Here is a 25507-nt window from a genome sequence, read left to right as displayed (position 1 = left end):
GCGACGTCGACACCCTGCCCCACCAGCAGTGCCGACGGCGGGCCTGGCACGCGCGGAGGAGCGGGCGCAGCTGACGACCAGGTCTACGCCCGCCGTGCCGCGACCCAGGCACGCACCGAGGGGAGCGACGCCAGGACCGCGGTCAGTGCGGGGAACAGGCCGGTGGAGATCCCCAGGCCCAGTGCGTTCTCCGCCCAGCCGGCGAAGAGCGTGCCACCGATGATCAGCAGCCCGAGCACCGCGCCCGAGACGGCGACCACGCGCCACGACCGGCCCAGCAGGAGCAGCACCGCACCGACCAGCAGCCCCAGCGTCAGCGCCAGGGGCACGACCAGCAGCAGCCACTCGAGCCCCGACAGCCGCCCGCCGGAGAAGCCGACCACCACGAGGACGAAGAAGCCGGGCACCAGTCCGCTGAACACGGCCAGCGGCGCCGCGATCAGCCCGGGCACGGGTGGCAGCCGCGACGCTGCGCGGTCGGGCATCGGGAGGGACACGCGGCGCAGCCTAGGGCCGGTGCAGCTCAGGCCACGGGTTCAGGCTCGCCGGCCGACGACCGGCGCCAGGAGGCGTGCAGGCGGGCGTAGGTGCCGTCGACCCCGACCAGCTCGGCGTGGCTGCCGCGCTGCACCACGTGGCCGGCGTCGACCACGAGGACCTCGTCGGCCCGCTCGGCGGTGGACAGCCGGTGCGCGATGGTCAGCGTCGTCCGCCCCGCGGTGAGCGTGTCCAGCGCCCGGGTGAGGCGCTGCTCGGTGGCCGGGTCGACGGCGCTGGTGGCCTCGTCGAGCACCAGCAGGTCGGGATCGGCGACGTAGGCACGCGCGACGGCGACCAGCTGGCGCTCGCCCGCGGACAGCGACTCACCGCGCTGGCCCACCGCCGTCGCCACACCGTGCGGCAGGCCGGTGACCCAGTCCGTGAGGCCCAGGTCGTCGAAGGCGGCGGTCACGTCGGCGTCGCTGATGCCCGGACGGCCGTAGCGCACGTTGTCGGCCACGGTGGCGTCGAACAGGAAGCCGTCCTGCGGCACCATCACGACCCGCTCGCGCAGCGAGTCGAAGACGACGTCGGACAGCGGCACCCAGCCGGCGTCGTCGGAACCCAGCAGCACCCGGCCCTCGACGGGGTCCATGAGCCGGGTGACCAGCTTGGCGAAGGTGGTCTTGCCCGAGCCGGTCTCGCCGACGATCGCCACCCGGCGGCGGGGTTCGATGGTGAGGTCGATGTCCTCCAGCGCCGCCCGTGCGCCGGGGGCGTACCGGAAGGTGACGTGCTCGAAGCGGACCCCGAGCACGCCCTCGGGCAGCTGCCGGGCCCGGTCCGGGCTGGCGATCGCGGGGTCCCGGATGTCGGGCTCGGTGTCGAGGATGTCGAGCACCCGGCGGAACCCGGCGATGGCGTTCTGCGCCTCGTTGAGCACCTCGCTGGCGGTCTGCACCGGCGCCACGAACAGCTGGACGAGGAAGAGGAAGGCGACCAGGGTGCCGACGGTGATGTCGCCGGCCAGCCCCAGGTAGACGCCCACGATCACCACGGCCGCGTTGGCGATCGCCGCCACCAGCTCGCCGCTGACGAACACCGCGACCGCCACCTTCTGGGCGTCGACGGCCGAGCGGTAGTGGCGGTCGATGGCCGCGTCGATCCGGTCGCCGGTGCGGGCGCGCACGCCGTAGGCGCGCACGGTCGCGGCCCCCACGACGGACTCCGACACCGCGGCCAGCACGTCACCCACCCGCTCGCGCACCACGCCGTAGACCGTCGCCAGCCGCTGGGCGAACCAGCGGACGGCGAAGACCAGCGGGATGAAGCAGACCAGGACCAGCAGGGTGAGCTGCCAGGAGTAGTAGGTCATCACCGCGGTGGCGACGACGATCTGGCCGAGGCTGACCAGCCCCAGCACGCCACCCCACTGCATGAAGACCGACAGCTGGTCGACGTCGCTGGTGACGCGGGAGACCAGCGCGCCCCGCTTGTCGCCCTGCTGGTGCACCGCCGAGAGGTCGTGCACGTGCCGGAAGGCACGCACCCGCAGCCCGGCCAGCGCGGCCTCGGTGGTGCTGAACAACCGCACGTTCATCCGGTAGACCGCGACCGCGGTGATCAGCACGATGACGGCGCAGATGATCACGGCCCAGGTGATGAGGTCGAGGTCCGGTCCGCCGGCGGCGTTGAGCCCCCGGTCGATGACCTGCTGCACCGCGATGGGGACGACGACCCGGCCCGCGGTGGCGACGAGCGCGAGCAGGAAGGTGACCGGCAGGCCGCGCCGGAACTCCGGCATCATCCGCAGGCCGCGGCGGAGGGTCTTCAGGGCGCCCTCGTGCCGGTCCTCGTCGGGCAGCGTCGTCGTCACGCCGGCACCTCTGCGGCCTGGGAGTAGGCGCGGACCAGCGCCGCGTACCCGGGCACCGCGGCGAGCAGCTCCTCGTGCGTACCTCGCGTCACCGCCTGGCCGTGCTCGAGCCACAGCACCTCGTCGGCCAGCGCGATGGTCGCCTGCCGGTAGGCGACGACGACCACCGTGGCCGGGGCGTCGGCGTTCCGCAGCGCGTCCAGGATCCGCGCCTCGACCGAGGGGTCGACGGCGCTCGTGGCGTCGTCCAGCACGAGCAGCCGGGGCCTGCGGACGACGGCACGGGCCAGCGCCAGCCGTTGCCGCTGACCGCCGGACAGCGAGGCGCCGCGCTCCCCCACGTGCGTGTCCAGCCCCTCGGGAAGGGCGGACACGAACTCGTCGGCGGCGGCCACCCGCAACGCCGCCCACACCTCGTCGTCGCTGTACGGGCCGCCGAGGGTGATGTTGCCGCGCACCGTGTCGTCGAACAGGAACGCGCTCTGCGCCACGAAGGCTGCATGGTCGCTCACCGCGCCCTCCCGGAGCGAGCGGAGGTCGACGCCGTCCATCAGCACGGCGCCGTCGGCCGGGTCGACCAGCCGGACCAGCAACCCGGCGAGGGTCGACTTGCCCGACCCGGTGGGCCCGACGACGGCGACGGTGCGCCCGGCCGGGACGTCGAAGGTGACGCCGGCCAGGGTCGGCCGCTCGCTCCCGTCGAAGGTGAAGCCGACGGACTGCACGCCGACGCCGGCGCCCCCGGCGACGACGGGCGCCTCGTCGGGGCCGTGCGGCGTCTCACCGGTCGCCTCGAGGACGGGGGTGACGCGGTCGAAGCCGGCCAGCCCGCGCGGGAGGTCCGCGAGCACCCAGCCGATCGCCCGGATCGGCAGGTTGAGCTGGGTGAAGAGGTAGGCGATGGACACCAGGTCACCGGCGTCGAGCGAGCCGTCGACGACCCGGTTGGCGCCGATGAAGAGGAGGGCGAGCGTGCCCAGGCTGGGCAGCGCCTCCATGAGGGGATCGAACAGACCGCGCACCCGCCCCACGGAGACCAGGCCTTCGCGCAGCTCCTGCGCGCGCCGGTCGAAGCGCTCGGTCTCGGTGGTCTCCCGGCCCAGGGTCTTGACGACCAGCGCGGCGTCGAAGCTCTCGTGCGCGATCTCGCTGACCTCGGCCCGCAGCTGCTGGGCCCGCTGCATGCGCGGGCTCATGACCTGCGAGTAGACGGCGTTGGCCACGAAGACCAGCGGGAAGACCACGAGCCCCACCAGCGCGAGGATCGGGTCGACCACCACCATGGCGACGGCGGTGATCGCGATGATCACCAGCGCGCCGCAGGCGAACGGCAGCGGCGCGACGAAGAACCACGACGCCTCGACGTCGGAGTTGGCGTTGGACAGCAGCTGCCCGGTCGGGTGTCGCTGGTGCCAGGACAGGGGCAGCCGGAGGTACTGCCGGGTGACCTGCCGGCGGTAGTCCGCCTGCAGCCGGTAGTTCATGATGCCGCCGAACAGCCGGCGCCCGATGATGCCGACGATCCGGAGGAGGGTGACGCCCACGATCGCCAGCGCGGCGAGGGCGAGCGCCGCGACGTCGGCACGGCCCTCCTCGAAGGAGGGCAGCAGCACCCGGTCGGTGATCTCACCGATCACGAAGGAGCCGGCCACCAGCATGGCCCCGTAGAGGCTGCTGGCGGTCAGCGCGATCGCGAAGATTTTCGGCTGGCGGGAGATGGCCCGGCCGACGTGTCGGAGTCCTCGCCGCACGACGGCATCTCGACGGCGGGGCACGGTTCTCCTCGGGGTGGTTCGGTTCCGGCACTGGGATGTTACGTGGATCTCACCGGGCAACCGAACGGTATTCGGATTATTCCGCGCGCCCGGGATGGGTAGCGTCGGGCGATGACCTCACCCTCCGCCGCGGGATCGCTCGCCGACCAGGAGCGCCGCGCGCTGGCCGATCTGCTCGCCGAACTCGGGCCCGACGCCCCGACGTGCTGCGAGGGCTGGACCACCGCCCACCTGGCGGCACACCTCGCCGTCCGCGACCGCCGGCCCGACGCGATGCCGGGCTACGCGCTGGAGATGGTGCCCGGCCTGGGGCGCCTGGGCGGCTGGGCGCACCGCGTCGAGGACGGCGCCCGCACCCGGGCCTCGTACGCGGACCTGGTGGCGCGGGTGCGCAGCGGGCCGCCACGCTGGTCACCGCTGGCCTGGCCGGGGCTGGAGCGGCTCAACGAACCCGAGTTCGTCATCCACCACGAGGACGTGCGCCGCGCGCAGCCCGGGTGGGCGCCGCGGGAGCTGCCGGCCGCCGTGCAGGACAGGTTCTGGACACCGGCGACGCTCTACGCCCGGCGTGGCGCCGGACGGCGCGGCGTGCTGCTGCGCCGCTCGGACCGGCCGGGCGTGGAGGCGCGCATCGGCGCCGCCGGGCGGACGGTGGAGGGCGAGCCGCTGGAGCTGCTGCTGTGGGCCGCCGGCCGCCGCGACGTGGCGCGGGTGACCGTCAGCTAGTCGGCGTGCCCGACGACGTTCACCACGACGCCGTGCGGATCGCGGACGAAGAACCGGCGCACGCCCCACGGCTCGTGGGTCAGCGGGTGCACGATCTCGTAGCCGCGGGCCTGGGCGTCGGCGTAGGCGGCGTCGACGTCGGCCACGGCGACGCTCATCGACGACTGCTCGGGCGCGGTGGCGTCGGTGCCCACCAGGCTGACCTGCACGCTGGGGTTCTCCGGCGACCGGAAGCTGGCGACCCAGCCCAGGTCGAACTCCTTGCGCAGACCGAGGAACTCCTCGTAGAAGTCGTGCCCGGTGGTCGGATCGGCGACGGTCAGGTTCGGGACGATGCGGTGCGGGTGCACGGGGAGCTCCATGGGTCGGGGGTTGCCACCCTGCTCGCCCGGCGGTCCCGCGTCGACCCCGGTGAGCCGGCGGCGCGGTGGACGGGGCGGCGGTCGGCACCTCGACGGCCGGTCAGTGACCGCGCCCCAGCAGCCCGCCGAGGTCGCGGTCCCGGCCGCGCGCCGGCGGGGACGGCAGCCGACGCCGGCGCCCTCCGCGCGCACCCTCGAAGTAGAAGGGGCTCGCGTAGGCCAGCGCCAGGTTGTTGCACGGGTGCCCCGCCGGGCCGGGACTCATGTTGGGGCGGGCCGGGTCGGCGATGCGGAGCACCGCCCAGGAGGTGGTCGCCCGGTCGACGGGGACGCGGAACCGGATGGGCCGGCGCTCGCGGGGGTAGGGGATGCGGACGGACTCCACGTGCACGACGGTGGGTGCCCGGTCGCCCGAGGTGAGCACCTGGATCTCGACCGGCTCGCCGGCGTGCTCCGGCCCGCGGTCCAGGTCCACCTCGAAGTGGATGACCCGCGATCGATCGGGGACCGAACGGCCCATGAAGCTGCCCTGCGCGGTCGCGTCCAGCCGCAGGCCGCGCACGTTCGTCGCGAAGAAGTCGCGCTGCGCGAGGGCCCGGCGCACGCCGGCCCGGTCCAGGCGGTCCACCCAGAGGCCGGCCCGGCCCTTCCCGTCCGGCTCGCCCCAGTCGGTGCCGTGCTCGTCGGTCACCCCGAGCAGCCCGACCCGCCAGCCGGCGTCCAGGCAGGCCACCAGCGGTGAGGGGAACCCGTCGGCCCAGCCCTCGAAGAGGTAGTCGTCCCGCCGGTTCATGATCTCCATCGAGATGATCCGGTCGCGCAGCGCCGCCTCGAAGGCGAACGCGTCGAAGACGCCGGGCTCCCGGTTGGGGTGGTTGAAGCCGGCCAGTCCGTCGGCGCCGCCGCCGACCACGGGGGTCCAGGGCGAGCGGCGCAGCCACTGGTAGAACAGCGCCATGCCGCGCGGCTCGGACCGCCGGATCAGCTCCAGCAGCCGTCCACCGACGGGACCGAGCGGGCCGAGGGCGGCGGCGATGCCGGACTCGGTGAGCCCGAGCTGGAGCAGGCTGGAGAGGCTGAAGCCGGCCGTGCTCAGCGGGTCGGTCCAGTCGCGGCTGAACCAGACGTTCATGTGCCCCAGCAGCGGGCTGGACCACTCGAAGGCGCGCAGCGCGGTGAACTCGCCGGGGTCGTCGGCCGAGTCCGCGTAGCGCCGCGTTTCCTGCCAGTGCCGCTCGTTCATGCCGGCCAGGGAGCGGCAGGGGTCCTCGGTACCCGGCTCCGGAGGCGGGAAGGCCGCGCAGGCGTCCACCGGGCCCAGGAGCTTGGAGACGGTGGTGTGATCGGTGAGCGCGGCGACGTCCAGCCCGGCCGCCCGCATCGACTCGAAGGCCAGCGCCGGGTCGCCGGCGCCGTCGGACTGGATGCTGTGGTTGTGCAGGTCGGCATGGGCCAGGCGGGAGCGGCGCCCGAGCCGGGACGCCCGCGCGGCACCGGCCACGCTGCCCGGCCCGAGCGGCGTGGCGAGCGCGCCGGTCGGCCGGACCAGCAGCGACCCCGCCGCACCCACGGCGCCGGCGGCGAGCACCTGACGGCGGCTCGGTCCGTGGTGGTGGTGACGCCCGCCGTCGTCCCCGTGGTGGTCCCCGTGGTCGTGCCCGTGGTGGTGGTCCCCGTGCGCGTGCATGTCCACTCCTCGTGTCGGCCCGCTGCAGGGTGGCGCACGGAGGTGACCGGCGGCTGACCGGCGGACCAACTCTTCCGAGGAGGTGGGAGGGGCTACCGGACCGGGATACCGGCGCGGGACAGCTCGCCCTTGACGTCGCCGACCCGGAGCTTGCCGAAGTGGAAGACGCTGGCGGCCAGCACCGCGTCGGCGCCGGCCTCCACCGCGGGCGGGAAGTGCCCGACCTCGCCCGCTCCCCCGCTGGCGATCACCGGCACCGTCACCTCGCGGCGCACGGCGCGGATGAGCTCGGTGTCGAAGCCGGCCTGGGTGCCGTCGGCGTCCATGGAGTTCAGCAGCACCTCGCCGACGCCGAGCGCGGCGGCCTGCACGACCCACTCGACGGCGTCCCGCCCGGTGCCGCGCCGTCCGCCGTGCGTGGTGATCTCGAAGCCGGAGTCGGTGGCGGCGCCGTCGCGGACCCGGCGGGCATCGACCGAGAGCACCAGCACCTGGCTGCCGAACCGGTGGGCGATCTCGGCGATCAGCTCCGGCCGGGCGACGGCGGCGGTGTTCACGCCGACCTTGTCCGCACCGGCCCGCAGCAACCGGTCGACGTCGGTGACCGTGCGCACCCCGCCGCCGACGGTGAGGGGGATGAAGACGCTCTCCGCCGTGCGGCGGACGACGTCGTAGGTGGTCTCCCGGTTGCCGGAGCTGGCGCTGATGTCGAGGAAGGTCAGCTCGTCGGCGCCCTCGGCGTCGTAGACGCGGGCCATCTCCACCGGGTCGCCGGCGTCGCGCAGGTCCACGAAGTTGACGCCCTTGACCACCCGGCCCTGGTCGACGTCCAGGCACGGGATGACGCGCACCGAGAGACTCATGCGCCGGTCCCCCGCACCGCGTCCGCCTCGATCTCGACCAGCATCGCGGGGTCGATCAGGGCAGCCACCTCGACCATGGACGTGGCCGGGCGGATGTCGCCGAAGACCTCCCCGTGCACCCGTCCGACCTCCTCCCACCGGGAGATGTCGGTGACGAACATCCGCGTGCGGACGACGTCGTGCAGCGCGAACCCGGCCCGCTCGAGGGAGTGCTCGATGGTGGCCAGGCACTGCCGCGTCTGCGCGGCGGCGTCGCCGGGGTGCGCGACCACGCCGTCCACCGTGGACGTCGTGCCGCTGACCCAGGCGGTGTCGCCCCGGACGACGACGCGGCTGTACCCGACGACCGCCTCCCAGGGGCTGTTCGACCCGAGGCGGATGACGCTCACCCGAGCTCCTCCGTGACCCGCAGCGCCTCCGGCAGCGTGAAGGCGCCGGCGTACAGGGCCTTGCCCACGATCGCGCCCTCGACGCCGACCGCGGTCAGGCCGGCGAGCGCGCGGATGTCGTCGAGCGAGCTGACGCCGCCGGAGGCGATGACCGGGCGCGGGGTCGCGGCGCACACCTCGCGCAGCAGGTCGAGGTTCGGGCCCTTGAGCGTGCCGTCCTTGGTGATGTCGGTGACGACGTAGCGGGCGCACCCCTCGGCGTCCAGGCGGGCGAGCGTCTCGTAGAGCTCCCCTCCCTCCTGGGTCCAGCCCCGGGCGGCGAGCCGGGTGCCGCGCACGTCCAGGCCGACGGCGATCCGGTCCCCGTGCTCCGCGATGGCGCGGGCACACCAGTCCGGGGACTCCAGCGCGGCGGTGCCCAGGTTGACCCGCCGGCAGCCGGTGGCCAGGGCCGCGGCCAGCGACTCGTCGTCGCGGATGCCGCCGGAGAGCTCGACGTCGACGTCGAGCTCACCGACGACCCGGGCCAGCAGCTCGCGGTTGGACCCGCGGCCGAAGGCGGCGTCGAGGTCGACCAGGTGCACCCACCCGGCGCCGTCCCGCTGCCACTGGAGAGCGGCCTCGAGAGGGTCGCCGTAGGAGGTCTCGCTGCCGGCCTCCCCCTGCACGAGGCGGACGGCCTGCCCGTCGGCGACGTCGACGGCGGGGAGCAGCTGCAGCTTCGGCACGGGACCAGCCTAGGAGCGTCGCGGGCCGGGCCCTGCGGCAGGCTGTCGGCGTGGAGTTCGCAGAGGTGGTCCGCCGGCGCCGCATGGTGCGCGACTACGACCCTGACCGGCCGGTCCCGCCCGACGTGCGGGAGCGCCTGCTGGCGCACGCCATCCGGGCGCCGTCGGCAGGCTTCAGCCAGGGCTGGGCGTTCCTCGTGCTGGAGACGGAGGAGGAGCGGGCGCGCTTCTGGGCGGCCACCACCGACAGTGCTGCTGCCCACCCGCCCGGCGCGGACGGGTGGCTGACGCGGATGCGCCGGGCGCCGCTGCTGGTCGTGCCGATGTCGAACAAGGACGCCTACCTGGACCGGTACGCCGAGCCGGACAAGGGGTGGACCGACCGCGACGAGTCGCGCTGGCCGGTGCCGTACTGGGACGTCGATGCGGGGATGGCCTCGCTGCTGATGCTGCTCACCGCGGTCGACGAGGGGCTGGGCGCCTGCTTCTTCGGCGTCCCCGCGGACAAGGTGGCGGGGCTGCGGGCGGCCTTCGGCGTGCCCGACGCCTACCGCCCGGTCGGCTGCCTCTCCATCGGCTACCCGGGCGACCGCGACCGCCGCTCGCCGTCGCTGCGGCGCGGACGGCGCGGCGTGGACGAGGTCGTGCACCGCGGCCGCTGGTGAACCGGTGGAGATCGACGGCCCCGCCGTGGCGACGTCCCACCTGGACGCGCCGGTCCCGCTGGTCCTCTCGGTGCCCCACGGCGGGACCGGCTTCCCCGCCAGGTACCGCGCGGGACTGCGGGTCGCACCGGCGACGCTGTGGTCGGACTGGCACACCGCCGACCTGTACGACCTGACCGGCGAGGTCGCGGTCCCGGTGGTGACGACCGGGCTCAGCCGCTTCGTGGCCGACCCGAACCGCGCGCCGGTCGCGCCGCTGCACGGGGACTTCTGGTCCACGGCCGTGCCCGCCACCGATCCCGCCGGTGCGCTGCTGTACGACCGGGGGCTCTCACCGGACGAGCTCCGGGAACGGCTCGACCTGGCGCACGCCCCGTACCACCGCGCCCTCGACCGGGCAGTCGCCGCCGCGTTGCGCCGGCATCCGCGGGTGCTCCTGCTGGACCTGCACAGCTTCGGGCTTCCCCTGGGCGCCGATGTCGTCCTCGGGGACGTCGACGGCTCGACGGCCGGCGCCGAGGCGAGCGACCGGGTGGAGCGGGCGCTGCGGCACGAGGGCTTCACGGTCGCCCGCAACCTCCGCTTTCCCGGTGGCCACATCGTCCGGCGGTGGGCCGGCGAGGCACGCGTCGACGCCGTGCAGGTCGAGCTCGACCAGCGCTGCTACCTGGTGGGGTCCGACGTCGAGGGCAACCGCCCCCGGCCACGACGGGATCCGGCGGGCTGGGCCCGGACACGGCAGGCGATCACCGCCGCGATCCGTTCGCTGGCATCCGGCTGATTCGCTGGCATCCGGCTGACCGGACGCGGGGAGGCCACTACGGTCGCCGGGTGGCTGACGAGCTGTGGCGCCCGTACGACCGGATGGGCGACGAGTTCCGCGCTCACGCGGAGGACGGCGCCTACAACGCGCACTACGACCGGCCCGCGGTGCTCGACCTGCTCGGGGACGTCGGTGGCCTGCGCGTGCTGGACGCCGGGTGCGGCCCGGGCCTGTACGCCGACGAGCTGCTGGGTCGCGGCGCCGAGGTGCTCGGGTTCGACGCCAGCGCAGCCATGGTCGAGCTCGCCCGCGCCCGGGTCGGGGGCCGCGCCGAGATCCGGGTCGCCCGCCTGGACGAGCCGCTCCCCTACCCCGACGACTGCGTCGACCTGGTGGTGTGCGCCCTCGCCATCCACTACGTCGAGGACCGGCATGCCGCCTTCGCCGAGTTCCACCGGGTGCTGCGCCCCGGCGGCGCCGCCGTCGTCTCCACCCAGCACCCGACGACCGACTGGCTGCGCAAGGGCGGGTCGTACTTCGACCGGGTGCTGGAGAACGACACCTGGGCGCTGGCGTCGGGGGCCCACGAGGTGCGGTTCTGGCGCGAGCCGCTGTCGGACCTGTGCGCGGCGGCGACCGACGCGGGCTTCGTGATCCAGCGTCTCGTCGAGCCCCGGCCTCCGGAGATCATGCGCGAGCGCTGGCCGGAGGAGCACCAGAAGCTCAGCCGGCGGCCCGGCTTCCTCGCGCTGCGGCTGCTCGCGCTGCCGTGATCAGTCCAGGCTGTTCAGCCAGTTGGTGAGCAGCTGGGCGCCGGCGTCGCCGCTCTTCTCGGGGTGGAACTGGGTTGCCGACAGCGCCGCGTTCTCGACCCCCGCGACGAACCGGTCGCCGTGCTCGGCCCAGGTCACCTTCGGCCTGGGCAACGGGGACGGCGCGGTCTCCTGTCCCAGCGGGAAGTCGCGGACCCCGTAGGAGTGCACGAAGTAGAAGCGCTCGTCCTCGATGCCGTCGAAGAGCACGCTGCCCGTGGCGACGTCGACCTGGTTCCAGCCCATGTGCGGCAGGACCGGCGCCTTGAGCTGCTCGACCACACCGGGCCACTCGCCGCAGCCCTCGGCGTCGTGGCCGTGCTCGACGCCGCGGTCGAACAGGATCTGCATGCCGACGCAGATGCCGAGCACCGGACGGCCACCGGCGAGCCGCCGGCCGATGATGCGCGGGCCGTCGACGGCCTTGAGGCCCTCCATGCACGCGGCGAAAGCGCCGACGCCGGGGACCACGAGACCGTCGGCGTCCAGCGCCGTCTGCGCGTCGGAGGTGACCGTCACGTCGGCACCGACCCGCGCCAGCGCGCGCTCGGCCGAGCGCAGATTGCCCGACCCGTAGTCGAGGACCGCCACCTTCTTCACACCTGCCACGCTACCGACCAGCGCAGCAACGGCGTCGGTGATTCCCGCGACGCCGGTGTCCGCCGTTCCACCCCCGTGCGCACGAGCGCGGTCTACGGGGCCGCGGAGTGCGCGTACGTGCGCATCAGCGCGGGTGGTCGTCCCAGGGCAGGACGGTGAGCTCGGGCCACTCCCCCTGCCAGCGCGCCGCCTTGGCCTCGTAGACGTCCTGCGGAGCCAGCCGGCGATTCGGGCGCACGACGAGATCGAAGAGGTCGTCGTAGCCGTGCGGCGCGTACACCCAGGGGCTGCCGTCGCGCGCGACCGTGACGCCGAGGCAGCAGCAGACCGCCGCGAAGTGGTCGATGGCGTCCGCGCAGTCCCGGAACGCCGGCGCCGGCACCCCGAAGTGGTCGGCGTACCAGAGGTGCACCCGCGCCTCGTTGCGGATCTCCACCGGCACGGTCACGTCGGCGAACAGCTCCGCGCCCGCACGGATGACGGCGTCCTCCGCCTCCCACGAGGTGTCCTCGTCGAAGTAGAAAAGGTCGGCGTCCCGGATGCCCGTGCCCGCCGGACGACCGGTCAACTCGTTCCACACCGTCTGGAACAGCACACCGGCGGTGAGCCACCAGTCCCCCACGCCCAGCGCGGGCGCCCGATCCAGGATCGTGCGCACCGTCGGATCGGCCAGCACGATGCCCAGGAAGCGCTGCTCGTCCGCATCGCCCACGGTCGCCTCAGACCAGGCGCAGGATGCCCGAGGCGGACGCCAGGAGCGCGGCCAGCAGCAGCACCAGCGCGAACACGACCTGCGGGGTGCTGCGGTGCGGCGAATCCTCGTCGACGCTCCACACGCTCCAGGCGCCGCCGAGCAGGAAGCCCCCGACGAGCAGGAGGACCAGACCCGAGTTCACCGGTTACAGGGCGCCCTTGGTCGAGGGCACGTCGGTGACGCGGGGGTCCAGCGCGACGGCCTGGCGCAGCGCCCGCGCGAGCGCCTTGAACTGGCCCTCCACGATGTGGTGGGCGTCCCGGCCGGCGTAGAGCACCCGCACGTGCAGGCTGATCCGCGCGTTGAACGCGAACGACTCGAGCACGTGCTTGGTGAGCGACGTCGGGTAGTCCGGCCCGATCATCGGCGTCATGTTCTCGGGCTCGGAGTGCACGAAGTACGGCCGGCCGGACAGGTCGACGGCGGCCTGCGCGAGCACCTCGTCCATCGGGATCGTGGCGTCGCCGTAGCGGGTGATGCCGCGCTTGTCGCCCAGCGCCTGCGCGAACGCCTGACCGAGCGCGATGGCGACGTCCTCGACCGTGTGGTGGGCGTCGATGTGCAGGTCGCCGTCGGCCTGCACGGTGAGGTCGATGCCGCTGTGCTTCGACAGCGCGGTGAGCATGTGGTCGTAGAAGCCGACGCCCGTGCTGATCGAGCTGGTGCCCGTGCCGTCGAGGTCGAGCTCGACGACCAGCTTGGTCTCGCTGGTCTCGCGCTCCACCCGGGCGGTGCGGCGTGCAGGTGCGGTCATGGCGTCAGTCTCCCAGAGTGGCGCACCGAATCGGCGCGGCCTCACCCGGCGCGGTGAGGCGGGTGATCACGACGCGAGCTCCTGGCCTGCGGCGACCTCACCCAGCGCGGTGAGGAAGGCATCGGTCTCGGCGGCGGTGCCGGCGGTCACCCGGAGCCACCCCGGGAGCCCGACGTCGCGGACGAGCACCCCCCGGTCGAGCAGCGCCTGCCAGGCGGCCGGCGCGTCGGCGAACCGGCCGAAGAGCACGAAGTTGGCGTCGCTGGGCACGCTGGTCAGCCCCATGGCGGGCAGCCCGGCGACGATCCGGTCGCGCTGCTGCCGCACCGCGTCGACGGTCGCCAGCAGCGCGTCGGTGTGCGCCAGCGCGGCCCGCGCGGCGGCCTGGGTCAGCGAGCTCAGGTGGTAGGGCAGCCGCACCAGCTGCAGCGCGTCCACGACCGCGGCGTCCGCCGCCAGGTACCCCAGCCGCAGCCCGGCCATCCCGAACGCCTTGCTCATCGTCCGGCTCACGATCAGCCGGGGCCGGCCCGGGAGCAGGGTGAGCGCCGACGGGGTGCCGGTCCGCGCGAACTCGGCGTAGGCCTCGTCCACCACGACCATCCCGGCGGTCGCGTCGTAGAGCTGCTCGATCGTCTCCAGCGGCACCGCGGTGCCGGTCGGGTTGTTCGGGCTGGTCACGAAGACGGCGTCCGGAGTCACCTCGCGCAGCTGCGCCACGGCCGCGGACGGGTCGATGGTGAAGTCCGCCCGGCGGTGCCCGTCGACCCAGCCCGTCCCGGTGCCGGCGGCGATGATCGGGTGCATCGAGTAGGACGGGGTGAAGCCCAGCGCGGTCCGCCCCGCACCGCCGAACGCCTGCAGGATCTGCTGCAGCACCTCGTTCGAGCCGTTGGCCGCCCACACCTGGGCCGGCTCGAGCGCCGTCCCGGCGGTCCGGGAGAGGTAGCCCGCGAGGTCCGCCCGCAGCTCGCGTGCGTCCCGGTCGGGGTAGCGGTTGAGCTCCAGCGCCGCGTGCCCGAGCGCCGTCCCCAGGTCGGCGAGCAGCTCGTCGGGCAGCGGGTGCGGGTTCTCGTTCGTGTTGAGCCGGTGCGCGGCCGGGACCTGCGGGGCGCCGTAGGGCGTGCGTCCACGCAGCTCCGGCCGCAGCGGGAGCTCGTCCATCGAGGTCACGGACGCTGCCGGATCCGGACCGCGGCCGAGTGCGCGGGCAGGTCCTCGGCCCCGGCGAGGGCGTCGATGTGCCCCGCGACGCCGGCGAGGGCCTGCTCGTCGTACTCGATGACGTGGATGCCGCGCAGGAACGACTGCACCGACAGCCCGCTGGAGAACCGTGCGCACCCACCGGTGGGCAGGACGTGGTTGGACCCGGCGCAGTAGTCGCCCAGCGACACCGGCGACCAGGCGCCCACGAAGATCGCGCCGGCGTTGCGGACCCGCGCCGCCACCGCCCGGGCATCGCGCGTCTGGATCTCCAGGTGCTCGGCGGCGTAGGCGTCGACGACCCGCAGGCCGGCGTCGATGTCGTCCACCAGGACGATCCCCGACTGGCTGCCGTCCAGCGCCGTGGTGATCCGGTCGGAGTGCTTGGTCGCCGTCACCTGGCCGGGCACCAGGCCGAGGACGGCGTCGGCGAGCGCCTCGCTGTCGGTGACCAGCACGGCACCGGCCAGCGGGTCGTGCTCGGCCTGGCTGATCAGGTCGGCGGCCACGTGGGCGGGGTCGGCGGTGTCGTCGGCGAGGATGGCGACCTCGGTGGGGCCGGCCTCGGAGTCGATGCCGATCAGGCCGCGCAGCAGCCGCTTGGCCGCGGTCACGTAGACGTTGCCCGGCCCGGTGACCATGTCGACCGGCTCGCAGGAGCCCGCGCCGTACCCGAACACGGCCACGGCCTGTGCCCCGCCGACGGCGTAGACCTCGGTGATGCCCAGCAGCGCACAGGCGGCGAGGACGCCCGGGTCGGGCAGCCCACCGTGGTCGCGCTGCGGCGGCGAGGCGACGGCGATGGACTCGACGCCGGCGATCTGCGCGGGGACGACGTTCATGATCACGCTGGACAGCAGCGGAGCGAGCCCGCCCGGCACGTAGAGGCCGACCCGGCGCACCGGCACCCAGCGCTCGGTCACCGTCCCGCCGGGCACGACCTCGGTGGTGACGTCGGTGCGGCGCTGGTCGGCGTGCACCTTCTGCACCCGGACGATCGCCTCCTCCAGCGCCGCGCGGAGGGTGGGGTCGCACTCGGCGAGGGCCCGGTCCAGCGCCTCCTGCGGGACGGCGAAGTCCTCGTTGTCCACGCCGTCGAGGCGCGCGGTGATCTCCCGGACGGCCTGCGCGCCCCGGAGGCGCACGTCCTCGCACAGCGGGCGCACCGTCGCCAGGACGGAGTCGATGTCGGTGGCGGCGCGCGGCAGCAGGCCGGTGAGCTCCCGGCTTCCCGGCAGCGCGGATCCGCGCAGGTCGATGCGGGCGAGCACGGGGTTGCCTCCGGGATGGTGGGCGGGTGGACGGCTCAGTCGGGAGGGACGGGAGGATCCAGGTGCGCCGGCCAGGGAGCGGCCGACGGGAAGTCCAGCGTAGCCAGCGGCCCGTAGGCTGCTGGGATGGGTGAGCTGATCCCGCTGTTCCCGCTCGGGACTCCCCTGTTCCCCGGCGTGGTCCTGCCGCTGCACGTCTTCGAGCCCCGGTACCGCCGGCTGGTGCTCGACCTGCTGGCGATGCCCGAGGAGAGCGACCGCCGGTTCTTCGGCGTCGTCGCCATCCGGCAGGGCTGGGAGGTGGAGCGGATAGCGCCGGCCGAGGCGCTGTACGACATCGGCTGCGTGGCCCGCCTGCAGATGGTGCGCCCCCAGTCCGACGGCGGCTTCCGCGTGGTGACCGTCGGCGGCGAGCGGTTCCGGCTGCGCGACGTCGTGGTCGGCGGCGACCCGCCCTATCTGCAGGGCGAGGTGGAGTGGCTCGCCGACGAGGAGGCCGCGGAGGAGGCCGCCGGCGACGCCGAGGGCCTGGTGCTGCCCGGCAGCGGTCCGGCGGCCGGCGGGACGGCGGGCCCTGGGACGCCTCCGCCGTGCGACGAGAACCTGGACGAGGTGGTCGCCTCCGTCGCCCGGGACTCGCTGGCCCTGCTGGCGTCCGCCGTGCAGCAGCTGTTCACCGACTACGTCGACGAGGTGGCCGACCTGGGCGCGGGCAGCGACGGCGAGGACGCCGAACGTGCCGCGCTGCTGGCCGCGGTGGCCGGCGACCCCACGGCGCTGTCCTGGCTGGTGGCCTCAGCGGCGCTGCTGACCACCGAGGACCGTCAGGCGCTGCTGGCCGAGTCGGCCACCCGGCGCCGGCTCGCGGCGGAGGCGCGGCTGCTGCGCAGGGAGCTGACCCTGCTCCGCGAGATCGGGGCGGTGCCCGCACCGCTGCAGCGCTTCGCCACCCCGATGACGGTCAACTGAAGAAGGACCCCCGGAAGGACCCCGTCGCCCCCCATCGCTCGCACGCTCGCGACGGGAGCCCTGCGACGGGGCCGACGGCCCGTCGCAGGCTCAGGGCGAACCTCCGGACGGGGCCGAGGGTGCATCTGTGCGGCCGAGGCCCTCGTCGGCGTTGACGATCACGCCGAGGACGTAGACCAGGACCGCCACGAACGGCGCCACCGCCAGCGCCGCGGTGGCACCCAGGTCCAGCCCGGTGGTGACCACCCGCCCGACCTCCGACAGCTCGGCCTCGGTGGGCCCTTCGCCGAGCATCTCGCCGACCAGCCAGGCGACCGCCCCGGACGCGGTCGCCCCGACCGCGAGCGCGCCGAGGATCGTGACCCCGCGGTGCCGGCGCAGCGGCCACGCGGCCAGCCCGGCGAGCAGGCCGACGACCGCCATGACGAGGACGAAGATCGCGTCGTCGGCGACCAGCAGCTCCAGCGACGGCGAGCCGATGACCACCGGCCCGTCCGCAGTGATGCGGAAGTCCGCCCGGGGCGCCAGCACCCACCAGAGCAGCCCGGCGGGCACCCCGGCGCCGGCCAGCGCGAGGGCGAGCAGCACCGCCGGGCGCAGGTCGGCACGCAGTTCCTGCCGGGCCAGCCAGCGGTCGGACACCGCGGGCCGGATCTGCCCGGGCGGGACGAACGGCGGGCCGGGCCGGGTCACAGCAGCGCGACGCTCATGGGACCGAGCAGCGCCTTGATGTCGCCCATCAGCGCCGGGCTCGGACGGACGCGGAGCCCCTGGTCCAGCCGCAGCACCGTCTCGCGGCTGCCGTTGACCAGCTTGAGCTGCACCTCGGTGGTGCCGGGGTGGCTGCCCAGCACCTCGCGGAGCCGCTCGACCACCGGCGGGGTGCAGCGCCCGGCGGCCATCGAGACCAGCACGGGCCCGCGCGCCCCCTCGGTGAGCTCGGGCAGCGTCACCTCGGAGCCGAAGAGGGAGGGCTGGTCGTCGCGGCGGCTGATCCGGCCCTTGACCACGACGATCTGGTCGCGGACGACCTTCTCGGAGACCTCCGCCCACGTCTTGGGGAAGAACAGCACCTCGATGCCGGACTCGAGGTCCTCCAGCGTGGCGATCGCCCAGGGCGCGCCCTGCTTGTTGGTGCGCGGTGAGACGGCGGTGAGGATGCCGGCGATCGTGACGTTCGCGCCGTCCTCGACCCCGCCGGCGTTGATCTCGGCGATCGGGGTGTCGGCGTTCTGCGCCAGCACGTGCTCCACGCCGTGCAACGGGTGGTCGGAGACGTAGAGGCCGAGCATGTCCCGCTCGAAGACCAGCCGCTCGCTCTTGGACCAGTCCGCCGTCGGGATGACGATGTCCAGCGCGCTGCCGAAGGGGTCGTCGGCCGCGTCGCCCTCGCCGAAGCTGCCGAACAGGTCGAACTGGCCCTCGGCCTCCTTGCGCTTGAGACCCATCGCGGAGTCCACGGCCTGGGCGTGGATGGCGACGATGCCCTGCCGGGAGTGGCCGAGGGAGTCGAACCCGCCGGCCTTGGCGAGGGACTCGATGACCTTCTTGTTGCAGGCCACCGTGTCGATCTTCTTCATGAAGTCGGGGAAGTCCTTGAACGCCCCCTTCTCCTCGCGCGCCTTGACGATCGACTCGACGACGTTGTGCCCGACGTTGCGCACCGAGGCCAGCCCGAAGCGGATGTCGTTGCCGACGGCGGTGAAGTCCCAGGACGACTCGTTGACGTCCGGCGGGAGCACCTTGATGCCCATCCGGCGGCACTCGGCGAGGTAGATCGGCCGGCGGTCCTTGTCGTCCTGGACGCTGGTGAGCAGGCCGGCCATGTACTCGGCGGGATAGTTGGCCTTGAGGAACGCCGTCCAGTAGGAGATGAGCCCGTAGGCCGCCGAGTGGGCCTTGTTGAAGGCGTAGTCGGCGAACGGGACGAGGATGTCCCACAGCGTCTTGATCGCGGCGGCGGAGAAGCCGTTGGCCTTCATCCCGGCCTCGAAGCCGACGAACTCGGCGTCCAGGACGGACTTCTTCTTCTTGCCCATGGCGCGGCGCAGCAGGTCGGCCTTGCCGAGCGAGTACCCGGCGACCTTCTGCGCGATCGCCATGACCTGCTCCTGGTAGACGATCAAGCCGTAGGTCTGCCCGAGGATCTCCTCCAGCGGCTCGGCCAGCTCCGGGTGGATCGGGGTGATCTCCTGCTGGCCGTTCTTGCGCAGCGCGTAGTTGGTGTGCGAGTTCGCGCCCATCGGGCCGGGCCGGTAGAGCGCACCGACGGCGGAGATGTCCTCGAAGTTGTCCGGGCGCATCAGCCGCAGCAGGGACCGCATCGGGCCGCCGTCGAACTGGAAGACTCCGAGGGTGTCGCCGCGGCCGAGCAGCTCGTAGGTGGCCTTGTCGGTGAGGTCCTTGCTGATCTCGTCGAGGTCCACCGGCGGCTTGCCGTTCAGCACGATGTTGCGCAGCGCATCGTCCAGGACGGTCAGGTTGCGCAGGCCCAGGAAGTCCATCTTGAGCAGGCCGAGCGTCTCGCAGGTCGGGTAGTCGAACTGCGTGATCATCGCGCCGTCGGCCTCCCGGCGCATGAGCGGGATGCTGTCGATCAGCGGGTGGCGGCCGATGATGACGCCGGCCGCGTGCACGCCCCACTGCCGCTTCAGGCCTTCGAGCTTGCGCGCCTGGTCGACGACCTCGGCGGCCCCCGGGTCCGACTCGTAGCGGGCGCGGAACTCCGCGGCCTCCTTGTACCGGGGGTGGGCCGGGTCGAAGATCCCCGACAGCGGGATGTCCTTGCCCATCACGCCGGGCGGCATGAGCTTGGTCAGCTCGTCGCCCACGGAGTAGGGCCGGTCGAGCACCCGGGCGGCGTCCTTGATCGCGGCCTTGGCCTTGATCGTCCCGTAGGTGACGATCTGGCTGACCCGCTCCTCGCCGTACTTCTCCGACACGTACCGGATGACCTCGCCCCGGCGGCGGTCGTCGAAGTCGATGTCGACGTCGGGCATGGAGACGCGCTCGGGGTTGAGGAACCGCTCGAAGATCAGGCCGTGGGCCAGCGGGTCCAGGTCGGTGATGCCCATGGCGTAGGCGGCCAGCGACCCCGCGGCCGAGCCACGGCCGGGACCGACGCGGATGCCGTTGTCCTTGGCCCAGTTGATGAAGTCGGCGACCACGAGGAAGTACCCCGGGAAGCCCATCTGGCAGATGATCCCGACCTCGTAGTCGGCCTGCTTGCGCACGTGGTCGGGGATGCCGCCCGGCCAGCGCTTGTGCAGCCCGCGCTCGACCTCCTTGACGAACCAGGAGGTCTCGTCCTCTCCCTCGGGCAGCGGGAAGCGGGGCATCAGGTCCGCGCCCTCGGTGAAGGTGACCTCGCACTGCTCGGCGACCAGCAGCGTGTTGTCGCAGGCGACCGAGAGCTCGCCCGGGAACAGCGCCCGCATCTCCGCGGCGCTCTTCAGGTAGTAGCCGTCACCGTTGAACCGGAAGCGGTTGGGCTCGTTGAGCCGCGAGCCGGTCTGGATGCACAGCAGGGCGTCGTGGGCGCCGGCGTCCTCCTTGTGCGTGTAGTGCAGGTCGTTCGTGGCCAGGAGCGGGATGCCGAGGTCCTTGGCGATGGCCAGCAGCGCCGGACGCGTCTTCTTCTCGATGGACAGGCCGTGGTCCATCAGCTCGGCGTAGAAGTTCTCCTTCCCGAAGATGTCCTGGAAGTCCGCCGCCGCCTGCTTGGCCTTGTCCTCCTTGCCCGCGCGCAGCCACATGTTGACCTCGCCGGACGGGCAGCCCGTGGTGGCGATGAGGCCCTTGCCGTAGCGCTCGAGCAGGTCGCGGTCGAAGCGCGGCTTGCGGTACTGGCCCTCGAGGCTGGCCAGCGAGGAGATGCGGAAGAGGTTGTGCATCCCCTCGGTGGTGCGGGCCAGCAGCGTCATGTGGGTGTAGGCCGCCTTGCCCCGGTTGGACCCGCCGTCGCCCTCCTCGTCGAGCAGCTTGTCGCCGAAGTCGAACGGGGCACGGTCGAAGCGCGAGCCCGGCGTGTAGTACCCCTCCATGCCGATGATCGGCTTCACGCCCGCGGCGCCGGCCTGCTTGTAGAAGTCGTAGGCGCCGAACACGTTGCCGTGGTCGGTCATGGCCAGCGCCGGCATCCCCTGCTCGGCAGCCGCCTTCGTCACCTCGGGCAGCTTCGCCGCGCCGTCGAGCATCGAGTACTCGGTGTGCACGTGCAGGTGAGCGAAGGAATCGGACGAACTGGTCACGGGCGGTCGTGCTCCTCAGTGGTCGTGCGTGCCCGGCCGGCAAGGTCTCCGGCGGGCGACCGGCGGGGAAGACCGGCGTGCGAGCCCTCGGGAGAGGTGTCTCGGGGTTGCCCCGATCCTCGCACTGGAAGCTGTCTACGCCGAGGGTCTGACAGGACGTGTCTGACCCCGGACGGACCGATCGGTCACACCCGCCCCGCGTCGCCCGCGTGTCCGCCCGGCAGCCGGTGCGCGCCGTCCGGCTCCGGGAGCGCCCGGCGCATGGTGACGTGCGCGATGCCGGCCTCGAGGTACTCCGGCCCGACGGCCGTGTAGCCGGCCCGCTCGTAGAACCCCCGGGCGGTCACCTGCGCGTGCAGTTCGACCGCCGCGGCACCCCGCAGCGCGGCCTGGCGGTGCAGCTCGGCCAGGACGGCGGCGCCGTGCCCCGTCCCGCGCACCGACGCGTCGGCGGCCATCCGGCCGATCCCGGCCGTGGCCGAGCCGTCGGCCGGCAGCAGCAACCGCCCCGTGGCGACGACGCCGCCGGCGGCATCGCGGCTCACCACGTGCACGGCGGTGGCATCGCGCCCGTCCTGCTCGATCTCCACGGGCACACCCTGCTCGTCGACGAAGACGCGGGTGCGCAGGGCCACCACCTCGGGCCAGTCGTCCGGGGTGGCCACGCGGGCCGACGGCCGGGTCACCAGGCGGGCCTTGCGGCGGGCAGCACGGACGTGGGCACGAGGAGGAAGCGTAGGTCGATGGCGGCGTGCAGCAGCACCGGGAGGAGCAGCGACCCCGTCCCCAGGTACAGCGCGGCCATCACGCCCCCCAGCACGCCGGTGAGCACGATGCCGGCCCGACCCTGGTAGGCGTGCGCGAGCCCGAAGGCCACCGCCGCCACCAGCACGAGCAGCCAGGTCGGCAGGTCGCCGGCGACGGCCGCGACCACGGCGAGGAAGAAGCCCCGGTACAGCCACTCCTCGCAGATGCCGGCGGTCAGGCCGACCACGGTGAACAGCCGGCGTTCCTGGGCGGTGCGCGGCAGCAGGGCGAGCGTGGCGGACCCCGGCGGCTCTGCGTGCCGGCCCTGGCCGGGCGGACGGCGGGCCGCCGGCGCCGGCGTGCCGGCCTCGACCAGCGCGCCGCCGCGCAGGGCCCGCGTGGAGGCGACGACGAAGACGAGCACGAGGACGACGAGCAGCAGCGTCAGCGGGCCGGGCCACGACCGCGGCCAGGTGAGCCCCACCGCCCCGGCGTCCACCCCCGGTGCCGAGAGCCACACGACCAGGGCCAGCAGGGCCAGACCCCACTCGAGGATCAGCAGCCGGCCGTAGAACGAGCGGCGGGCGCCGGGGTCGGTGCGCAGTCGCCCCTCGAAGCGGCGGTGCAGGACGTGGCCGACCACCGGCTCCCCGGCGACCAGGTACACCGCGACGACGACCGCGGCGAAGGCCGCCGGGCCGAAGTCGGTCAGTGCGTCCGGGAGCCCGCTCACGGCCGACGCCCGGGCCGGGTCAGGCCTCGGCGCGCAGGACGGCCAGCGCGCCGGCGAGATCGGACGGGTACTCGCTGGTGAACTCCACCCAGCGCCCGTCGGCCGGGTGGTGGAAGCCCAGGCGCACCGCGTGCAGCCACTGCCGGCTCACGCCCAGACGGGCGGCCAGCGTGGGGTCGGCGCCGTAGGTCGTGTCGCCCACGCAGGGGTGCCGCAGCGCCGAGAAGTGCACCCGGATCTGGTGGGTCCGCCCGGTCTCCAGCCGGATGTCCACCAGGCTCGCGGCCGGGAAGGCCTCCATCACCTCGTAGTGCGTCACCGAGGGGCGGCCGTCCTGCACCACCGCGAACCGCCAGTCGTGCTTGGGGTGCCGGTCGATCGGCGCGTCGATGGTGCCGCGCGAGGGATCGGGGTGACCCTGGACGAGCGCGTGGTAGCCCTTCTCGACCGTGCGCTCCTTGAAGGCGGCCTTGAGCACGGCGTAGGCGCGCTCGCTCTTGGCCACGACCATCACGCCGGTGGTCGCGGCGTCCAGGCGGTGCACGACGCCCTGGCGCTCCGCCGCTCCGGAGGTCGACACCCGGTACCCCGAGGCGGCGAGCCCACCGATGACGGTCGGCCCGTCCCAGCCGGGGCTCGGGTGGGCCGCGACCCCGACGGGCTTGTCCACCACGACGAGGTCGTCGTCGTCGTGCAGGATCGTCATGCCCTCGACCGGGCGGGGCGCCACCGGCTCGCCCGGCGGCGGCGGCAGCTCGACCTCCAGCCAGCTGCCACCGGTGAGCCGGTCGCCCTTGCCGCGCACCCGGCCGTCGACCTGGACGTTCCCGGCGTCGGCGACCTCGGCCGCCACCGAGCGCGAGAGCCCGAACAGCCGCGAGATCGCCTGGTCCACGCGCTGGCCCTCGAGCCCGTCGGGCACGGGCAGGGCACGGTGGATCCCGGACGCGGGCAGGCCGGGAGAGCTGGTCACTCCTCCATTGTGACGGGCCGCCCACCGCTGCCGGCGGAGCCCGCCGACCCGGCGCCTTCCCGGGTGCCGTCGAAGTCGATGCCGCGCAGCGCGAGGACGGCTCCGAGGATCCCGCCGCAGACGATCGCCGAGTCGGCCACGTTGAAGACCGGCCACACCTCGCCGTCGGGTCCGAACACCGACAGGAAGTCGACGACGCCACCGCGCAGGAAGCCGGGGTCGCGGAAGACCCGGTCGATCAGGTTGCCCACGGCGCCCCCGAGCACCAGCCCGAGCGTGACCGCCCAGGCGGTCGAGAACAGCCGCCGGGCGGTGCGCACGATGACGACGACGACGGCCGCGGCGACCAGCGTGAACACGACCGTGAAGCCCTCGGCGAAGGAGAACGCCGCGCCGGTGTTGCGCAGGTGCGTCAGGTACAGCGCCCCGCCGAGGGTCCGGATGTCCTCGCCCGGCTCGATCGTGGCGACCACGACCAGCTTGGTGACGAGGTCCAGGAGCAGCACGGCCGCGGCCAGGCCCAGCAGCAGACGGGTACGCGGCCGCCCCTTCGCGGGAGCGGCCGCCGCACCGTCGGACCCCGACGCACCGTCGTTCGGGCCCTCGGACGGGTCGTGGTGCTCGGACAGGGCGCACTCCTCGGTTCGGGGGCGGACCCGCTCCGGCGCCGCCGCACCCGACGATAGCCGCGCACCGGCCGCCCCCCTCCGGGCGCGCCGACGCCGTCAGGCCGACGCGGCCGTGGCCCCGCCCACCTGCTGAGCCGAGCCGGTGCGGCTCTGCGAGTCCTCCAGCTGCTCCTCGCGGTCCTGGCTCGCCAGCCGGGTGAGCTCGGCGCCGGCCTCGGCGTCGCGGGTGAGGTTCTCCCCCGACTCCGGGTCGAAGACGTGCACCTTGCGGCTGTCCAGCCAGAACTCCGCGTCCCGGCCCTCGCGGATCCGGCTGGTCGCGTCGATCGACACGATCGCCTGGGTGCGCAGCTCCTCCGAGTCCAGCTCCCGGGAGAGGTCGCGCAGGTGTTGCTGGATCGACTGGGGCGCGTCGTAGGGGATGTAGGCGAACTGCGAGTCGCCCAGCCACTCGGTGACGTCCACCCGGGCGGTGAAGGTCGAGCCGAGCGGCCGCTTCGCTTCGTCCACCAGTGAGGCGTCCTCGAAGTACTCCGGGCGGATGCCGACCAGGAGCAGGTCGTGCCCGGCGAACTTCGCGGCCCGCGACTGCTCGATCTCGATGTCGCCGAAGGGCGTCTTCAGGCGGTTGCCCTCGGGCGTGGCCGGGAGGAAGTTCATCGGCGGCGAGCCGATGAACCCGGCGACGAACAGGTTGACCGGCTGCTCGTAGAGTTCGCGCGGGGACGCGACCTGCTGGATCTTGCCCTTGCGCAGCACGCAGACCCGGTCGCCGAGGGTCATGGCCTCGGTCTGGTCGTGGGTGACGTAGACGGTGGTGATGCCCAGCCGGCGCTGCAGCCGGGAGATCTCGGTGCGCATCTGCCCGCGCAGCTTGGCGTCGAGGTTGGACAGCGGCTCGTCGAAGAGGAACGCCTCGGCCTGGCGGACGATGGCGCGCCCCATCGCGACCCGCTGGCGCTGACCGCCGGAGAGGTTGGCCGGCTTGCGCTCCAGGTGCTCCTCGAGCTCGAGAACGTCGGAGGCCTCGGTCACGCGACGGCGCACCTCGTCGTCGGGCATCTTGGCCAGCCGCAGCGGGAAGGCGATGTTCTCGAACACCGTCATGTGCGGGTAGAGCGCGTAGTTCTGGAACACCATCGACAGGTTGCGGTCCCGGGGGGCGAGGTCGTTGACCTTCTTCCCCCCGATGATCATGTCGCCGCTGGTGATGTCCTCCAGGCCGACGATCATCCGGAGCAGGGTCGACTTCCCGCAGCCCGACGGGCCGACCAGGATCATGAACTCGCCGTCGGCGATGTCCAGGCTGACGTCGTTCACCGCCGGGAACCCGTCGCCGTACTGCTTGACGATGTTCCGCATCTCGATCGAGGCCATCAGGAGTCCCCTCGCTGGGTGGGTGGGGTGGTGGGGAGCGGCATGGGGGTGGTGGGGAGCGGCATGGGGGTGGTGGGGAGCGGCATGGGGGTGGTGGGGAGCGGCATGGGGGTGGTGGGGG

The 25507-nt window shown here is 73.6% G+C and carries 26 protein-coding genes; 5 read left to right on the top strand and 21 right to left on the bottom strand.

Going from position 1 to position 25507, the window contains the following annotated elements; genetic code table 11:
• Positions 1-83 precede the first annotated feature (83 nt).
• Genes ACI793_RS06475 through ACI793_RS06465 form a run of 3 tightly spaced genes read right to left on the bottom strand, consistent with a single transcriptional unit; the run spans position 84 to position 4107 of the window.
• The gene (locus tag ACI793_RS06475; RefSeq protein WP_456605554.1) at positions 84-497 is read right to left on the bottom strand and encodes a hypothetical protein; all 414 of its coding nucleotides are present in this window, start codon (positions 495-497) and stop codon (positions 84-86) included.
• Between the two features lie 26 nt (positions 498-523).
• Positions 524-2356, bottom strand: coding sequence for an ABC transporter ATP-binding protein (locus ACI793_RS06470; protein WP_456605553.1), 1833 nt, complete (start codon positions 2354-2356; stop codon positions 524-526).
• Positions 2353-4107, bottom strand: coding sequence for an ABC transporter ATP-binding protein (locus tag ACI793_RS06465; protein WP_456605552.1), 1755 nt, complete (start codon positions 4105-4107; stop codon positions 2353-2355). The genes ACI793_RS06470 and ACI793_RS06465 overlap by 4 nt, the downstream gene beginning before the upstream one ends.
• Before the next feature lie 135 nt (positions 4108-4242).
• On the opposite strand from ACI793_RS06465, the gene ACI793_RS06460 reads away from it, so the two are divergent.
• Positions 4243-4857: a TIGR03085 family metal-binding protein gene (locus ACI793_RS06460; protein ID WP_456605551.1), complete on the top strand. Its 615-nt coding sequence runs from the start codon at positions 4243-4245 to the stop codon at positions 4855-4857.
• Here ACI793_RS06460 and ACI793_RS06455 read toward each other — a convergent pair.
• The 5 genes from ACI793_RS06455 to priA form a co-directional block, all read right to left on the bottom strand.
• Positions 4854-5219: a VOC family protein gene (locus ACI793_RS06455; RefSeq protein ID WP_456605550.1), complete on the bottom strand. Its 366-nt coding sequence runs from the start codon at positions 5217-5219 to the stop codon at positions 4854-4856. The genes ACI793_RS06460 and ACI793_RS06455 overlap by 4 nt on opposite strands.
• A gap of 100 nt (positions 5220-5319) precedes the next feature.
• Positions 5320-6906, bottom strand: coding sequence for a DUF3604 domain-containing protein (locus ACI793_RS06450; RefSeq protein ID WP_456605549.1), 1587 nt, complete (start codon positions 6904-6906; stop codon positions 5320-5322).
• 92 nt (positions 6907-6998) lie between these two features.
• Positions 6999-7769, bottom strand: coding sequence for an imidazole glycerol phosphate synthase subunit HisF (gene hisF / locus ACI793_RS06445; protein WP_456605548.1), 771 nt, complete (start codon positions 7767-7769; stop codon positions 6999-7001).
• Complete coding sequence (locus tag ACI793_RS06440; RefSeq protein ID WP_456605547.1) at positions 7766-8158, bottom strand: RidA family protein; 393 nt, start codon at positions 8156-8158, stop codon at positions 7766-7768. The genes hisF and ACI793_RS06440 overlap by 4 nt, the downstream gene beginning before the upstream one ends.
• Complete coding sequence (priA, locus tag ACI793_RS06435; protein WP_456605546.1) at positions 8155-8886, bottom strand: bifunctional 1-(5-phosphoribosyl)-5-((5-phosphoribosylamino)methylideneamino)imidazole-4-carboxamide isomerase/phosphoribosylanthranilate isomerase PriA; 732 nt, start codon at positions 8884-8886, stop codon at positions 8155-8157. Before priA ends, ACI793_RS06440 begins: the two co-directional genes overlap by 4 nt.
• A 50-nt stretch (positions 8887-8936) precedes the next feature.
• Here priA and ACI793_RS06430 point away from each other — a divergent pair, with 50 nt between their 5' ends.
• The 3 genes from ACI793_RS06430 to ACI793_RS06420 are packed head-to-tail and all read left to right on the top strand — an operon-like array spanning position 8937 to position 11087.
• Positions 8937-9551, top strand: coding sequence for a nitroreductase family protein (locus ACI793_RS06430; protein ID WP_456605545.1), 615 nt, complete (start codon positions 8937-8939; stop codon positions 9549-9551).
• 4 nt (positions 9552-9555) lie between these two features.
• Positions 9556-10332, top strand: coding sequence for an N-formylglutamate amidohydrolase (locus ACI793_RS06425; protein WP_456605544.1), 777 nt, complete (start codon positions 9556-9558; stop codon positions 10330-10332).
• Positions 10333-10382: 50 nt separating this feature from the next.
• Positions 10383-11087 carry a class I SAM-dependent methyltransferase gene (locus ACI793_RS06420; RefSeq protein ID WP_456605543.1) on the top strand — a complete coding sequence of 235 codons (705 nt, stop codon included), beginning with the start codon at positions 10383-10385 and terminating at the stop codon, positions 11085-11087.
• Here ACI793_RS06420 and hisH read toward each other — a convergent pair whose 3' ends face one another.
• The 6 genes from hisH to hisD form a co-directional block, all read right to left on the bottom strand.
• Complete coding sequence (gene hisH / locus ACI793_RS06415; RefSeq protein WP_456605542.1) at positions 11088-11726, bottom strand: imidazole glycerol phosphate synthase subunit HisH; 639 nt, start codon at positions 11724-11726, stop codon at positions 11088-11090.
• A gap of 124 nt (positions 11727-11850) precedes the next feature.
• The gene (locus ACI793_RS06410; protein ID WP_456605541.1) at positions 11851-12438 is read right to left on the bottom strand and encodes a nucleotidyltransferase family protein; all 588 of its coding nucleotides are present in this window, start codon (positions 12436-12438) and stop codon (positions 11851-11853) included.
• Between the two features lie 7 nt (positions 12439-12445).
• Positions 12446-12622 (bottom strand): hypothetical protein, encoded by a 177-nt coding sequence (locus ACI793_RS06405; protein WP_456605540.1) that lies wholly within the window; start codon positions 12620-12622, stop codon positions 12446-12448.
• Positions 12623-12625: 3 nt separating this feature from the next.
• Positions 12626-13234 carry an imidazoleglycerol-phosphate dehydratase HisB gene (gene hisB / locus ACI793_RS06400; RefSeq protein ID WP_456605539.1) on the bottom strand — a complete coding sequence of 203 codons (609 nt, stop codon included), beginning with the start codon at positions 13232-13234 and terminating at the stop codon, positions 12626-12628.
• A 66-nt stretch (positions 13235-13300) separates the two neighbouring features.
• Entirely contained in the window at positions 13301-14398 is a 1098-nt protein-coding gene (locus tag ACI793_RS06395; RefSeq protein ID WP_456605755.1) for a histidinol-phosphate transaminase, read from the bottom strand.
• Positions 14399-14403: 5 nt separating this feature from the next.
• Positions 14404-15708, bottom strand: a complete 1305-nt coding sequence (gene hisD, locus ACI793_RS06390; RefSeq protein WP_456605538.1) for a histidinol dehydrogenase — start codon at positions 15706-15708, stop codon at positions 14404-14406.
• A 126-nt stretch (positions 15709-15834) separates the two neighbouring features.
• On the opposite strand from hisD, the gene ACI793_RS06385 reads away from it, so the two are divergent.
• Complete coding sequence (locus tag ACI793_RS06385; RefSeq protein WP_456605537.1) at positions 15835-16677, top strand: LON peptidase substrate-binding domain-containing protein; 843 nt, start codon at positions 15835-15837, stop codon at positions 16675-16677.
• Between the two features lie 90 nt (positions 16678-16767).
• Here the strand turns inward: ACI793_RS06385 and ACI793_RS06380 are convergent, their stop codons facing one another.
• From ACI793_RS06380 to ACI793_RS06350, 7 genes are all read right to left on the bottom strand, one after another.
• Complete coding sequence (locus ACI793_RS06380; RefSeq protein ID WP_456605536.1) at positions 16768-17370, bottom strand: DUF2567 domain-containing protein; 603 nt, start codon at positions 17368-17370, stop codon at positions 16768-16770.
• The gene (gene dnaE, locus ACI793_RS06375) at positions 17367-20927 is read right to left on the bottom strand and encodes a DNA polymerase III subunit alpha (RefSeq protein ID WP_456605535.1); all 3561 of its coding nucleotides are present in this window, start codon (positions 20925-20927) and stop codon (positions 17367-17369) included. Before dnaE ends, ACI793_RS06380 begins: the two co-directional genes overlap by 4 nt.
• A gap of 185 nt (positions 20928-21112) precedes the next feature.
• The gene (locus tag ACI793_RS06370) at positions 21113-21613 is read right to left on the bottom strand and encodes a GNAT family N-acetyltransferase (protein ID WP_456605534.1); all 501 of its coding nucleotides are present in this window, start codon (positions 21611-21613) and stop codon (positions 21113-21115) included.
• Positions 21610-22407, bottom strand: coding sequence for a CPBP family intramembrane glutamic endopeptidase (locus ACI793_RS06365; RefSeq protein ID WP_456605533.1), 798 nt, complete (start codon positions 22405-22407; stop codon positions 21610-21612). Before ACI793_RS06365 ends, ACI793_RS06370 begins: the two co-directional genes overlap by 4 nt.
• Before the next feature lie 19 nt (positions 22408-22426).
• A complete protein-coding gene (locus ACI793_RS06360) occupies positions 22427-23380 on the bottom strand; it encodes an RluA family pseudouridine synthase (protein WP_456605532.1) in 954 nt (317 codons plus the stop codon).
• A complete protein-coding gene (gene lspA / locus ACI793_RS06355) occupies positions 23377-23886 on the bottom strand; it encodes a signal peptidase II (protein ID WP_456605531.1) in 510 nt (169 codons plus the stop codon). The genes ACI793_RS06360 and lspA overlap by 4 nt, the downstream gene beginning before the upstream one ends.
• A gap of 219 nt (positions 23887-24105) precedes the next feature.
• Positions 24106-25386: an ABC transporter ATP-binding protein gene (locus tag ACI793_RS06350; protein ID WP_456605530.1), complete on the bottom strand. Its 1281-nt coding sequence runs from the start codon at positions 25384-25386 to the stop codon at positions 24106-24108.
• Positions 25387-25507: the final 121 nt, after the last annotated feature.

This window comes from Blastococcus sp. SYSU DS0617 (assembly GCF_054051075.1).
Note: the sequence above shows the minus strand (reverse complement) of the source record. Positions and strands in the feature narration are given on the sequence as shown.

Excerpts from the sequence above, each read along its gene's own strand:
- ACI793_RS06450 (WP_456605549.1), bottom strand. The coding sequence starts at position 6,906 with ATGCACGCGCACGGGGACCACCACCACGGGCACGACCACGGGGACCAC.
- ACI793_RS06385 (WP_456605537.1), top strand. The coding sequence starts at position 15,835 with ATGGGTGAGCTGATCCCGCTGTTCCCGCTCGGGACTCCCCTGTTCCCC.
- ACI793_RS06350 (WP_456605530.1), bottom strand. The coding sequence starts at position 25,386 with ATGGCCTCGATCGAGATGCGGAACATCGTCAAGCAGTACGGCGACGGG.
- hisB (WP_456605539.1), bottom strand. The coding sequence starts at position 13,234 with ATGACCGCACCTGCACGCCGCACCGCCCGGGTGGAGCGCGAGACCAGC.
- ACI793_RS06455 (WP_456605550.1), bottom strand. The coding sequence starts at position 5,219 with ATGGAGCTCCCCGTGCACCCGCACCGCATCGTCCCGAACCTGACCGTC.
- ACI793_RS06395 (WP_456605755.1), bottom strand. The coding sequence starts at position 14,398 with ATGGACGAGCTCCCGCTGCGGCCGGAGCTGCGTGGACGCACGCCCTAC.
- ACI793_RS06460 (WP_456605551.1), top strand. The coding sequence starts at position 4,243 with ATGACCTCACCCTCCGCCGCGGGATCGCTCGCCGACCAGGAGCGCCGC.
- hisF (WP_456605548.1), bottom strand. The coding sequence starts at position 7,769 with ATGAGTCTCTCGGTGCGCGTCATCCCGTGCCTGGACGTCGACCAGGGC.